Below are 12,353 nucleotides of genomic sequence, written 5' to 3'. Positions count from 1 at the left end.
CTGACCATGACTTAATCATCAAAATCTACCTCATGTACTGTGCCGCCTGTAGCTTCCATCTGTGCTACCGACTCTTTTAGCCTGGTCATGTTTTCCTGCGAATAAAAAGGATCTACAGCCACCTCAAAAGGTATTCGCTTTTCACGCCCAAGTTTTTTGAGATAAATATTAATTGCCGTAGACAAAGACATGCCAATATCGGCACATGCCTGCTCTGCCATTTTTTTTACATCATCCTCTATACGCAAACTAATTTGAGCCATTACATCACCTCTTTCTTAATTGTAATACTAGTATATTCCATATTATAGCATTTGTAAAGCATTTTACTATAATAGATACCCATTTCTATTGGCAACAATTTACTGCCTCAATTTTTATGAAATTATAAATTGCAAATATAGCAGGCAATCTCATAGACTACCTGCCATATAAAATAAATAATATACTTTTTTACTATTCGAACTCTATGGTTCCAGGCGGTTTCGAACTGACGTCATAAAGCACCCTGTTCACCCCCCGCACCTCATTGATGATCCTGCTCATCACCCGCTTGAGCACCTCCCAGGGAATCTCCGCCGCCTCCGCGGTCATGAAATCCACCGTGTTCACCGCCCGCAGGGCGATGGCATAGTCATATGTCCTCTCATCCCCCATGACGCCCACAGAACGCATGTTCGTCAGCGCGGCAAAATACTGGTTCAGCTCCCTGTCCAGTCCGGCCCTGGAGATCTCTTCACGGAAAATCGCGTCTGCGTCCTGCACCATCTCCACCTTCCCGGCAGTCACCTCGCCCATGATGCGGACCCCCAGCCCCGGTCCGGGGAAGGGCTGCCGGAACACCAGTTGCTCCGGGATGCCCAATTCCAGGCCCACCTTCCTGACCTCATCCTTAAAAAGGTTTCTCAACGGCTCAACAATCTCTCTGAACTCCACGCAGGAGGGCAGGCCGCCCACATTGTGATGGGACTTGATCACTGCGGATTCCCCGCCCAGGCCGCTCTCCACCACGTCCGGGTAGATCGTCCCCTGCACCAGGAAGTCCACGGCCCCGATTTTCTTCGCCTCTTCCTCGAAGACCCGGATGAACTCCTCGCCGATGATCTTGCGCTTCTGCTCCGGCTCGGAGACTCCGGCCAGCCTGTCGTAAAACCGCTTCTGGGCATTGACCCGGATGAAGTTCAGCTCATAATCGCCCTGAGGCCCGAAGACCGCCTCCACCTGGTCCCCCTCGTCCTTGCGCAGCAGCCCGTGGTCCACGAACACGCAGGTGAGCTGGCTGCCCACCGCCCTGGACAGGAGCACTGCCGCCACAGAGGAGTCCACGCCGCCGGACAGGGCGCAGAGCACCTTGCCCCCGCCCACCTTTTCACGTATGGCTTTGATGTTCTCCTTCACGAAGGAGTCCATCCGCCAGTCACCGGCGCAGCCGCATATATTCCGCACGAAATTGTACAGCATCCTGGAGCCCTGGGCGGTGTGGAGCACCTCCGGGTGGAACTGGATGGCGTAGAGCCCCCGCTCCTCCCACTCCGCGGCGGCCACGGGACAGTTGGCGGTAGCCGCCACAGCCCGGAAGCCTGGAGCCATGCGGGCGATATAGTCGAAATGGCTCATCCAGCACACCGTGTGCGGCGTCACGTCCGCGAACAGCCGGGATGTGGTGTCCACGTCCACCTCTGTCTTGCCATACTCCCTGACTGCCGCCCTGGCCACCTGGCCGCCCAGCACATGCGTCATCAGCTGGGCCCCATAGCACAGCCCCAGTACCGGAATCCCCTGCTCGAACAGTTCGGGAGAGCAGGTGGCCGCCCCCTCCTCATAGCAGCTGCTGGGGCCGCCTGTGAGGATGATGCCCCTGGGTTTCCTCTCCAGGATTTTATCCAGATCCGTTTTATAAGAATAAATCTCACAGTACACATTGCATTCCCTGACTCGCCTGGCCACCAGTTGATTGTATTGACCGCCGAAGTCAATGACCGCTACCAGTTCCTTTTCCATACTTCCTCCTTTGCCCCGAACCATGTCTTCCTTTACGTTTCCCTCTTTATCGCTTCCCATTATAGAATAGGTCCCCGGACAAGTCAAGCCTGTGGCGCAATTGCGGCCCTCCGGAAAGTGTGCCAGGGACGCCTGACGGCCACAGAGAGTATGTGCAAAGAGCATGCTGGCGCAAAAAGCCTTGTCATCCCCCGGATTTTATATTATAATAACGTCAACATCGGTTCTGGGAAGAGTGCGGCTTTGGCCGTATTGTCGGTGTCTAGGTGCAACCATAGAGAGAATCCCGTAGAACACGCGACAGCCGGTGTTATTTTTGCGCCCGCTCCCCTGTCGTCAGCGCCTTTTCCCGGCATTTCCGCCGTCTCCTGCATTTCCGGCATTTCCAGCATCTCCAGCATTTCCCCCATCTCCTGCATTTCCAGCATTTCCGCCGTCCTCCGCCCGGTTCCCGTCCTGGCCGCCCTGCCCTGCCGCCAAATCCGCCAGCGGCCTGAAGGTATACCCCATCTCCTCCCATTTCGTCAGCAGCTCATCCATGATCTCCCCGTTTGTCTTCGAGGTGCTGTGCAGCAGTACAATCGCCCCGGGATGGATGCGCCCTGTCAGCTTGGAGAAAGCCTCCTCGTGGCTGGGCTGGGCATCCTGGTTCCAGTCCACATAGGCCAGGCTCCAGAAGAAGGTGGAATATCCCATCTCCTTTGCCATCTGCAGGTTCTCCTTGCTGTACTTCCCCTGGGGCGGCCTGTAGTACATGGCCAGTTCCCCGCCCGTGACCTCCTTGAACAGGGCAGCCACATCGTCCATCTCCTTCTGGAAGGATGCCTTATCCGATATCCTGGACATGTCCGGATGGTGATATGTATGGTTGCCCACGGTGTGCCCGTCTTCCACCATGCGCTTCGCAATCTCCGGGGCGGACTCCAGGAAATGCCCTACCACGAAGAAGGTGGCCGGGGCATTGTGCTTCTTCAGGGCGTCCAGGATGGGTTCCGTGTTCCCGTTCTCGTAGCCGCAGTCAAAGGTCAGATAGATCGCCTTCTCCTCCCCCGGCCCGCAAAAGTAGGCATCGTACTCCGCAAGCTCCGCCGCAGTGGCATTGCCTGTGGGCTTCTGCCCCGCCCCGCCGAATCCCAGGCCCCAGTCCTCGGTCTCTGTGAGCAGGCTCCCCGAGGTCTGTCTGGCCTGGGCGCGGATCTCCGCCACCTCCCTGCCCAGGAAGAACATGGCCGCGAACAGGGCCATGGCAGGAACCACCTTTTTCCACTTGATCCGCTCGGTCAGCAGCAGCTTTTGTACCACATCCTTTACATAAATCGTCTTCATCTGTCTGGCTTCCTTTCGCAATTAGCCATGCAGAAATCCCCGGCGGCTGTGTCCCTCCGCAGATCCCACATGGCTAATTCGTCGTCTTGCTCCAATATATGTAAAGAAAGCTTTGCCACATTCCCTGTCAGTTGCTTTTTCTTCAAAAATCTTAATTAGTAATATCAGTTGACTAATTATGCCTTCCCACCCCAGAAGGCCCATTCCAGCATGCGGCACCAGGCGTGGTACACAGGCAGGGTCAGCTCCTGCACCAGGTAGGTCTCGCTCTCCGGCAGCGCCACATACACATCGCACAGCTCCCGCAGCATGCCGCCGCCAAGGCCGCCCAGACCGATGCAGCGCAGCCCCGCGGCCCTGGCCGTCTTCACCGCGTTTATCACGTTCCCGGAATTCCCCGAGGTGCTCAGCCCCAGCAGCACGTCCCCCGGCCTGCCGTAGCCCAAGACCTCCTGGGCATAGGCCATCTCCGGGGCCACGTCATTGGCATAGGCGGAGGAAAACGCCGGGTTCACCCCGATGGCAATGGCCGGGAGCGCTCCCTGCAGCTTTTCCTCCAGCCCCTGGCCGGGATAGAGCCTCCGGCAGGCCGCCGCGAACTCCTCCGGCACCGCCCTGTGCAGCCTGAGTTCCTTCATCAGCTCCCCCACGATATGCTGGGCGTCCGCACTGCTGCCGCCGTTGCCGCATATCAGGAGCTTCCCGCCCCGGGCAAAGCTTTCCCGCATCTCATGATAGGCCTCCATGATGTCTTCCCGGCATCCCTCCAGGACGGGATAGCGCTCCGCAAGCCCCTGCCAGATTCCCTCAACCTCATCCATTCCCTGCCACTTCCTTTTCTCCGAAATTATATTCCGCCAGCACCAGCGCGGCGTAATCGCCTATGTTCTCCCCCAGCTGGGCGGGCACCACCACGCAGGCCGCCGCGGACGCCTCCAGCGCCTCCCGCTTCATCACCCGCTCCGCGTAGGGCCAGAGCAGATGCCTGCACCTCTGGAAGATGCTGCCGATGATGATGATCTCCGGGTTCAGGATATCCACCAGCATGGCCAGCCCCCTGCCAAGCTGCTCGCCGCAGAGGCGGTAGATCTCTATGGCCAGCTCGTCCCCCCTGTCCGCGGCGATGGCTATGTCCTTTGCGTTGAGCTGATCCAGATCCTCCATGCCCTGGCACAGATCCTGGCTCATGCCGTTCTCGATCCTCTCCAGCACCTTCATCCTGGCCATCTGGCTGATCCCCGCGCCGCTGCAGAATCCCTCGAAGGAGCCCATCTTCCCGTAGCCCACCGGCCCCCATCTCTCCATCCTCACATGGCCCACTTCTCCTGCCATGTCGCTGCTGCCCCGGTAGAGCTTCCCGTCCAGGATCAACCCGGCTCCCAAACCTGTCCCGAAGGTCAGGAAGATGACATTGTCATACCCTCTGCCCGCGCCGTACTTCCATTCCGCCACCGCGCAGGCATTGGCGTCGTTCTCCAGCGCCACGGGCAGACCGAACTCCTTCTCCAGTATCTGCTTGATCGGTATATTGTCCCAGCCCGGCAGATTGGGCGGGTTCATGATGACCCCCCGCCTGCTGTCCAGCGGCCCGCCGCAGCTGACGCCTATCCCTATGATGTCCTCCGTGGAGAGCCCCTTCTCCTGCAATATCCGATGGATCGTCTCCTCCATCTTCTGAATCGCCCCCATCGGGCCTCCTGCTTTCTTCGTCTCAAAGGCTTCCCTTCGCAGTATGAACTTCTCCGGGCCCTCCTTCCCCTGCGGATTCCCCAGTAGAACAGCACTTTTGGTCCCGCCGATGTCTATCCCTATGCTAAACTTCATATCGATTCCCCTTCCCGCCATTTTTATGGTGTATGGTTTTCCGGTACCCTTTATTCAGTGCTTTTCAAGAAAAATAATACCATTTTTCTTCCACTAAATCAATACTGTTTACTAACATTAAGGGCTTTTTATTTTATAAAATCTTTCTAAAGATTCCGGCCATCCCGGAAGGGCCATATCCCGTGTTCAGCCCGATTTTTAGTAATGCCGTTTTACTTTCTTGTCTCTTTTTATTGATTTTCATTACAAATCATGTATAATAGTAAGAAAAGGGGGATGACCCGCTTGTCTCCGCCAGAGAAAGGACGAAAATCTATGCCGACATTGCACGGAACCAACCTCACGAATGTAAAAGAAAAGAATCGCGCATTGGCCCTGCGCCTCATCAGCACGGGACAGTCCGTCTCCCGGGCAAACCTGGCCAGAAGCATGCATCTGACAAAGACCACCCTTGGCAATATCGTATCCGACCTGATCGCCAGCGACATCATCAAGGAGTACACCTATACCTCCACCGAGGCGGACGCCTCCCTCGGCAGGAAGCCGATCATCCTGGATCTGTCCCCCAATTCCCCGCTGATCATGGGGATGCTGATCAAAAGGAATCTGCTCAGCGGCATCCTGGCCGACCTGAAGGGACGGATCATCGCCCAGAAGGACTGCAGGTACGATTCCCTGAATCAGGACACCCTGATCGACACGCTGGTGCAGCTCTACGAACAGCTCCGCAAGGGCCAGTCCCGGCGGATCGTGGCCATAGGCATCTCCTCTCTGGGCCCTGTGGACACCAAGGCCCAGAAGCTGACCACGCCGGTGGATTTCTGGGGCATCAAGAACCTCCCCCTGCCTGAAATCATCCAACAGCGCACAGGGCTGCCCGCCTACATCATCCACGACAGCAGCGCCGGCGCGCTGGCGGAAAAAATCTACGGCTCCCATACCCATTCGGACAATCTGCTCTATCTGCATATCATGAATGGCATAGGCGCCGGGTATATCTTCCAGGGGAACATCTACGACGGGGATTTCGGACAGAGCGGCGAGCTGGGCCACACCTCCATCAATTTCGCCGGACCTTCCTGCAACTGCGGCAACCGCGGCTGCCTGGAGCTCTACGCCAATATCGACAATATGAACCGGCATATCCAGGAGATGCGCAATATCTACAAAGGCCCTACATTGCTGTCCAAGGAGCAGGAATCCTACACCTGGAGCGACATCATCACCGCCGCCTCCGCCATGGACTTCCTGGCCATGGCAGCGCTGGACGAGTTCTGCGGCTACCTGGCCTACGCGGTGCGCAATGCCATCCACCTGCTGGACGTGAGCCATATCATCGTGGGATACGATTCCCCCGTGGAGACCACTGTGGTGGAGGACGCCCTGACCACCAAGCTCAACAGCGGCCCCCAGTCCAACACAGGGCATACCATCGAGATCGTGAAGTCCTCTTTCGGCGGCCAGGCGCCCCTAATCGGCTCCATCGCCGTGGTGACGGACAAAATCTTCAACTGCGAGCTGAACATCTTCAACCCCTGAAGACAGGCAAATGTCACTCCGCCGGCACCGTGTAGACGAAGCTGGTGACCACGTAGAGAATCTGCCCGCCGTACTCCACCCGGGACCACCCAAAGTCCGCGCTGAAGCCTGTGCGGTGGGCCTTCTCCCCGTAGTTCAGCTGGCAGCTCACCGTGGCGTTCTCCTGAAGGGTGCTGGGCTCCGTCCGCAGATTCACATACTCCTTGGGCGTGATCCAGTCGTCGCAGTTTTCGAAAATGACCTCCGTTCCGTCTGCCGTGGTGACCCGGTTGGGGTCAGTGGGCGCCACCGGCGTCTTATAGTTCAGATCAGTGGTCAGATACTGGCTCACCGCGTACAGTGTCTGGCCATTGTAGTCGATGCGCGACCATCCTGTGTCATTGTTGATGCCGGTCCTGGACAGGGCTTCGCCATTTCGAATCTTTACCACGATGTTCCTGTCATCCGTGGTAGTGGGCATGGTGCGCAGGTTCACCGCGTCCTTGGGGGTCACGGACTCCTGCACGACCATGAATGTCATGCGTATGTCATCCGCCCCGGCCTCCGGGTTCCCCGCCTGGGGCCGGGACGCGGGCTCAGGCGTGGGCTGTGCCGTCGGTTGGGGCTCAGCCGTAGGCTGGGGGGATTCGGGCCGATCCTCCGGGCCTTCGGAGGCATCCGGAGGCGCAGAGGCCCCCGGGGCGGATGATGCCGCGCCGCTTTCCGCCGGTTCGCTTTCAGGCTCCGCGGGCGTCTCCGAATCCGCGGCCCCGGCAAAGTCCGGTTCTGGCTCCTCGCCTGCCCCTTCTCCCTGTGCCGGGTTCCCTTCCGCTTCCGGGGACTGCCCCGAGTCGTCGGACTCCGGCTGGCTGGCCTCCGCCAGGCTCCCCCTGTCCCCTCCCTCTGGCTTGTCCGGATGGGTGACATGCCACAAAACGGCGCATATGACAGCGGCCAGCACCGTCAGGCCCATAAAGATCGCCGCTTTCGCCCATGGCTGCAGGGGCGGCAGCGCTTCCTCCGGCTCCCGGTCCTCAAAATCCGCATCCTGCGTCCCCCGGCTCTCCGGTTCCTGCCCCAGTTCCTTTTCCTCCCTATCGTCCCAGTCCTTCAATTTCATAACAGCTCTCCATTCCACCGCCCTGCGGCATGAACACGCCCCGTCCCTCTCCCGCACCCATTGGGCCAGGTTGCCGGTCAGGCAGGATTTCAATCTCAGAGGTTCTCCCGGCGATCCTCCCGAACGATTTTCCGAATCCTTCGCCTTCCTTATTCTATCATTCCCATTGGTGGTTTTCAATATCATCTTGTGGCAATTTCCCGTACATTTTTCTCCTTTTTGGAGGCATTATGCCCGGACACGGAAAAAGGAGCCCGGACAGGCTCCTCCCATTCCCCGATTTCCTACGCCAGCTCCCGCTTCCGCTTGCGCCGTTTGTACACCAATATGGCGATGTACACTGCCAGGAACCCCAGGATGATCGCCACCAGCACCGCGGACTCGCCGGGGCCGCCCATTTTCGCCTCGGCCCAGAGCCTGTCGATCAGCCTGCTGGTCTCCTCCGGCAGGTTGACGAAGACCTGGGTGCGGGCCAGGGTCTCACCGTCCGGATAGTGGACGGGGCTCTCCACGATCTCCGGATCCATATAGGCCTTGGCCGCGGTCTCCGGGGTGGAATAGCCCACGTAGTCCATGTTGGCCCCGGCGATCTCAGGGTCGCAGAGGAAATTGATATAGGCCTCCGCCTCGGCCTTGTGGCCGGAGGTGGCGGGGATGCACATGGCGTCCACGAAATAGTTCGTGCCCTCTCTTGGCACCACGAAGCGGATGTTGTCGCTGTTGTCCACCAGGATGGCCGCGTCCCCGGAATAATAGGGGGCTATCCAGGCCTCCTCGCTCTCCATCTTGTCGAAGATGCGGTCCATGACATAGGCCTGCACCATGGGCTTCTGCTGCTTTAAGAGGGCCGCGGCCTCCAGCCAGTCGCTTTCCTCGGTGGTGTTCAGGGACTGCCCCAGCAGGAGCTGGGCGATGGCGAAGGAATCCCTGGGATTGTCGAACATCAGTATCTTGCCCGCGTAGCGGTCGTCCCAGAGGGAAGACCAGCTTGTAATCTCCTCTTCGATATAGTCCGTGTTGTAGAACAGGCCCACCACGCCCCAGGTATAGGGCACGGAATAGCGCCCCTCCGGATCGTAGTCCGGATCCCGGAAGCTCTCGTCGATATACCGGAAGTTGGGGATGTTGGAGAAGTCCAGCTCCGCCAGCATGTTTTCGTGAATGAGCCTGGACACCATATAATCCGAGGGGATGATGACGTCATAGTCCGCGCCGCCGCCCACCAGCTTGGAGTACAGGGATTCGTTGCTGTCGAAGGTGGTGTAGTTGACGCGGATGCCTGTGCGCCTGGTGAATTCGGCGTTTATGTCCAGGGAGCCGTCGGTGCCGTTGGCGATGTACTCCCCCCAGTTGTACACGTTTATGGTGACGCCCTGGTCCGTCCCCTCCGCCGCCCTGGCGGGCTGTGCCGGCATAAGGGCAGAAAGCAGCGCCGCGGCTATCAGAAAAGCCGCGCCGAGCCTCCCTGGCAGCTTCGGCCGGCCTGCACGCCTTCTCCCCAGGAAACCGTTCCCCCCGGGGCGCGGATCCCTCCCGTACCCTTCTCTCCCTTCATCCATGCCGCCTCACACCTCCTTTTCGGGTTCGCCGCCCTGTTCCTTCAGATTGCGTACATTCACGACGACCAGCAGCGCCATCACCGCCGCGAACAGCACGGTGGACAGGGCATTGATCTCCGGGCTGATGCGCTTGCGGGTCATGGAATAGATGTAGATGGGCAGGGTCTGGGTGGTGCCGCTGGTGAAATAGCTTATCACGAAGTCGTCGATGGAAAGGGTGAACGCCATGATCATCCCCGTGACCACCCCGGGCATGATCTCCGGCAGCACCACCTTGAAGAAGGCCTTCACCGGAGGGCAGCCCAGGTCCTGGGCCGCCTCATAGAGGTTCGGATCCATCTGGCGCAGCTTGGGCAGCACGGACAGGATCACATAGGGCAGGCAGAAGGTGATATGGGCCGCGATCAGCGAACCCATCCCCAGGCTGCGCCCGCCCAGCAGCCGCACCGCGGACACGAACAGCAGCATCAGCGACACCCCCGTGACGATCTCCGGATTCACCATGGGGAAGTTTGTGATGTTCATCATGATACGCCTGGGCAGACGCTTCATGCCATTGATCCCGATGGCGGCCGCGGTGCCCAGCGCGGTGGACACCACCGCCGCCACCACGGCGATCAGCAGGGTATTGCGCAGGGCCTCCAGGATAAGCCTGTCCTCAAACAGCTTCCTGTACCAGCGCAGGGAGAATCCGCCCCACACCGCCCGGCTCCCGGTCTCCGTGTCGTTGAAGGAGAACACGATGAGCACCAGGATCGGCGCGTATAAAAAGAGGAAAATGAGAAAGGTATAAATTCGTCCTCCCGCTTTTTTCACTATAAGATACCTCCCTGTTCCAAGCTTAATGATTCACATTTCCCAGTTGGACGGCTTCATTCGCTTCCCCGTCATCGAACTGGTTCATGATGCCCATGCAGATCAGGATGATCACCATCAGCACCAGAGACACGGCGGAGCCCAGGTTGGGATTGTACGCGCTGCCCAGAAACTGCATGTCGATCAGGTCGCCGATCAGCAGGTTGCCGCCCCCGCCCAGCATCTTGGAGATGATGAAGGTGCTCACCGCGGGCACGAACACCATGGTCACGCCGGAGATCACCCCGGGCATGCTCAGGGGCACCACTACCTTCAAGAACACCTGGACGCTGTTTGCCCCCAGATCCTGGGCCGCCTCGATCACGCTCCGGTCGATTTTGGTCAGCACGGAGTACAGCGGCAGGATCATGTAGGGAATATAGTTGTAGACCATCCCCAGGACCACCGCCCCCGCGGTATTGATCATGTGCACCCGGGGCAGCCCCACGGCGGCCAGGGCGTTATTGATCAGGCCATTGTCTTCCAGCAGCGTCATCCAGGCATAGGTGCGCAGCAGGAAATTCATCCACATGGGCAGCATCACCAGCATCACCATGACATTCTGCCGCCTGGCGCCCATCCTGGCGATGATCATGGCAAAAGGATACCCCAGCCCCAGGGAGATGGCGGTGGCCAGGGCCCCCAGCCAGATGGAGCGCAGGAATACGTTGGAATACTGGCCCACGCTTAAGATGTTCTCCATGGTAAAGCGGCCCGCTTTGTCCGTAAAGGCAAAATATCCCACCAGCAGCATGGGCACCACGATAAAGATCGTCATCCAGACCGTGTAGGGCGCAGAGAGGAGCTTGGAATCAGATTTCATCGGCGTCTCCCTCCTCCCGGATGTTCGCTTCCTCCGAGGCGGTCCTGTCCTCCTCCATCTCATCGCTGAAGGTGCTGTAGTCCCCGAACACCCCGGAGTATTCGGACTTCTGCATGACGTGGATATCATTGGGGGTCAGGGCCAGGCCAATGTGGTCCCCCACCTGGCGGCACTCCGTGGACTGTATCATCCACTTGAAGCCCGCCACGTCCACGATCATCTCATAGTGCACGCCCTTGAAGGTCACCGCCGTCACGTCCCCTACGATCCGGGTGGCATCCGCTTCTACTACCTTGATGTCTTCCGGCCGGATCACCACGTCCACGGGGGTGTTCCTGCCGAAGCCGCTGTCCAGGCAGCGGAAGCTGTGCCCCGCGACCCTCACGGAATAGTCCTCCAGCATGACCCCGTCCAGGATATTGGACTCTCCGATGAAGTCCGCCACAAAGGCGTTCTCCGGCTCATTGTAGATATCCGTGGGAGAGCCGATCTGCTGGATCACGCCCCCGTCCATGACTACGACAGTGTCGGACATGGACAGGGCCTCCTCCTGGTCGTGGGTGACGAACACGAAGGTGATGCCTGTGCATTGCTGTATCTTCTTCAGCTCGGCCTGCATGTCCTTGCGCAGCTTCAGGTCCAGGGCCCCCAGGGGCTCGTCCAGCAGCAGGACCTTCGGCTCGTTGGCCAGGGCCCGGGCGATGGCCACCCGCTGCTGCTGCCCGCCGGAAAGCTGGCCTACGCCTCTGTGGGCATAGCCCGTCAGGTTCACCATGGCCAGCATCTCCTGTACCGTGCCCTTGATCTCCTTTTCGCCCCGGCCCTTGAGGCGCATGCCGAAGGCGATGTTCTCGTACACGTTCAGATGGGGGAACAGGGCGTATTTCTGGAAAATCGTGTTCACCTCCCGCTTGTGGGGCGGCAGGTCCGTGATATTTTTATCGTTAAAAAACACATCCCCCGCGTCCGGCCGGATGAACCCGGCGATGGTGCGCAGGACCGTGGTCTTGCCGCAGCCCGAAGGGCCCAGGAGGGTGACGAACTCCCCGTCATGTATCTCCAGGTTGAAGCCACCCAGCACCTGCTCCCCGTCGTAGGAGACGGTGATGTCTTTTAGGGAAATTATGGTATCTTTCAAGTATTGCATCTCCTTTGTGGCGGCACCCGCACAGCGCCGTGATAAGCGGCTCCCGCAATCCCCCGAAATTCTTCCGGGATACGACTTTTTTCGCAGGCGCACGCAATGAATTATACTGCACACCGGTTAAATTTGCAGTGTAATCCGACTGCAGACCGCCAGCCAAGTCCTTTCCCGGAGACACCACTG

The 12,353-nt window shown here is 58.9% G+C and carries 11 protein-coding genes; 1 reads left to right on the top strand and 10 read right to left on the bottom strand.

The window, feature by feature from the left end; translation table 11 throughout:
• Positions 1–11: 11 nt before the first annotated feature.
• The 5 genes from Q2B33_RS20160 to Q2B33_RS20140 form a co-directional block, all read right to left on the bottom strand.
• The gene (locus tag Q2B33_RS20160; RefSeq protein WP_016292713.1) at positions 12–263 is read right to left on the bottom strand and encodes a type II toxin-antitoxin system RelB/DinJ family antitoxin; all 252 of its coding nucleotides are present in this window, start codon (positions 261–263) and stop codon (positions 12–14) included.
• A gap of 193 nt (positions 264–456) precedes the next feature.
• Complete coding sequence (guaA, locus tag Q2B33_RS20155; protein ID WP_296466897.1) at positions 457–2,001, bottom strand: glutamine-hydrolyzing GMP synthase; 1,545 nt, start codon at positions 1,999–2,001, stop codon at positions 457–459.
• Positions 2,002–2,337: 336 nt separating this feature from the next.
• Positions 2,338–3,327 carry a polysaccharide deacetylase family protein gene (locus Q2B33_RS20150; protein WP_330684788.1) on the bottom strand — a complete coding sequence of 330 codons (990 nt, stop codon included), beginning with the start codon at positions 3,325–3,327 and terminating at the stop codon, positions 2,338–2,340.
• Between the two features lie 176 nt (positions 3,328–3,503).
• A complete protein-coding gene (locus tag Q2B33_RS20145) occupies positions 3,504–4,148 on the bottom strand; it encodes an SIS domain-containing protein (RefSeq protein ID WP_300565907.1) in 645 nt (214 codons plus the stop codon).
• Positions 4,141–5,151: an ROK family protein gene (locus Q2B33_RS20140; protein ID WP_300565905.1), complete on the bottom strand. Its 1,011-nt coding sequence runs from the start codon at positions 5,149–5,151 to the stop codon at positions 4,141–4,143. Before Q2B33_RS20140 ends, Q2B33_RS20145 begins: the two co-directional genes overlap by 8 nt.
• A gap of 315 nt (positions 5,152–5,466) precedes the next feature.
• On the opposite strand from Q2B33_RS20140, the gene Q2B33_RS20135 reads away from it, so the two are divergent.
• Complete coding sequence (locus Q2B33_RS20135) at positions 5,467–6,690, top strand: ROK family protein (protein WP_296454924.1); 1,224 nt, start codon at positions 5,467–5,469, stop codon at positions 6,688–6,690.
• A gap of 13 nt (positions 6,691–6,703) precedes the next feature.
• Here the strand turns inward: Q2B33_RS20135 and Q2B33_RS20130 are convergent, their stop codons facing one another.
• The 5 genes from Q2B33_RS20130 to Q2B33_RS20110 form a co-directional block, all read right to left on the bottom strand.
• Positions 6,704–7,789, bottom strand: coding sequence for a hypothetical protein (locus Q2B33_RS20130; RefSeq protein WP_300565902.1), 1,086 nt, complete (start codon positions 7,787–7,789; stop codon positions 6,704–6,706).
• A 284-nt stretch (positions 7,790–8,073) separates the two neighbouring features.
• Complete coding sequence (locus Q2B33_RS20125; protein ID WP_300565900.1) at positions 8,074–9,348, bottom strand: PotD/PotF family extracellular solute-binding protein; 1,275 nt, start codon at positions 9,346–9,348, stop codon at positions 8,074–8,076.
• A 6-nt stretch (positions 9,349–9,354) separates the two neighbouring features.
• Positions 9,355–10,164, bottom strand: coding sequence for an ABC transporter permease (locus Q2B33_RS20120; RefSeq protein ID WP_330684787.1), 810 nt, complete (start codon positions 10,162–10,164; stop codon positions 9,355–9,357).
• A gap of 25 nt (positions 10,165–10,189) precedes the next feature.
• Entirely contained in the window at positions 10,190–11,026 is an 837-nt protein-coding gene (locus tag Q2B33_RS20115; protein WP_300565899.1) for an ABC transporter permease, read from the bottom strand.
• The gene (locus tag Q2B33_RS20110) at positions 11,016–12,164 is read right to left on the bottom strand and encodes an ABC transporter ATP-binding protein (RefSeq protein ID WP_330684786.1); all 1,149 of its coding nucleotides are present in this window, start codon (positions 12,162–12,164) and stop codon (positions 11,016–11,018) included. The genes Q2B33_RS20115 and Q2B33_RS20110 overlap by 11 nt, the downstream gene beginning before the upstream one ends.
• Between the last annotated feature and the right edge of the window lie 189 nt (positions 12,165–12,353).

Origin of the sequence: uncultured Acetatifactor sp., assembly GCF_948601915.1 — a bacterium.
Lineage (GTDB): Bacteria > Bacillota > Clostridia > Lachnospirales > Lachnospiraceae > Acetatifactor.
Note: the sequence above shows the minus strand (reverse complement) of the source record. Positions and strands in the feature narration are given on the sequence as shown.

Coding starts and splice junctions, on each gene's coding strand:
- Q2B33_RS20160 (WP_016292713.1), bottom strand. CDS start 263: ATGGCTCAAATTAGTTTGCGTATAGAGGATGATGTAAAAAAAATGGCA.
- guaA (WP_296466897.1), bottom strand. CDS start 2,001: ATGGAAAAGGAACTGGTAGCGGTCATTGACTTCGGCGGTCAATACAAT.
- Q2B33_RS20150 (WP_330684788.1), bottom strand. CDS start 3,327: ATGAAGACGATTTATGTAAAGGATGTGGTACAAAAGCTGCTGCTGACC.
- Q2B33_RS20145 (WP_300565907.1), bottom strand. CDS start 4,148: ATGGATGAGGTTGAGGGAATCTGGCAGGGGCTTGCGGAGCGCTATCCC.
- Q2B33_RS20140 (WP_300565905.1), bottom strand. CDS start 5,151: ATGAAGTTTAGCATAGGGATAGACATCGGCGGGACCAAAAGTGCTGTT.
- Q2B33_RS20135 (WP_296454924.1), top strand. CDS start 5,467: ATGCCGACATTGCACGGAACCAACCTCACGAATGTAAAAGAAAAGAAT.
- Q2B33_RS20130 (WP_300565902.1), bottom strand. CDS start 7,789: ATGAAATTGAAGGACTGGGACGATAGGGAGGAAAAGGAACTGGGGCAG.
- Q2B33_RS20125 (WP_300565900.1), bottom strand. CDS start 9,348: ATGGATGAAGGGAGAGAAGGGTACGGGAGGGATCCGCGCCCCGGGGGG.
- Q2B33_RS20115 (WP_300565899.1), bottom strand. CDS start 11,026: ATGAAATCTGATTCCAAGCTCCTCTCTGCGCCCTACACGGTCTGGATG.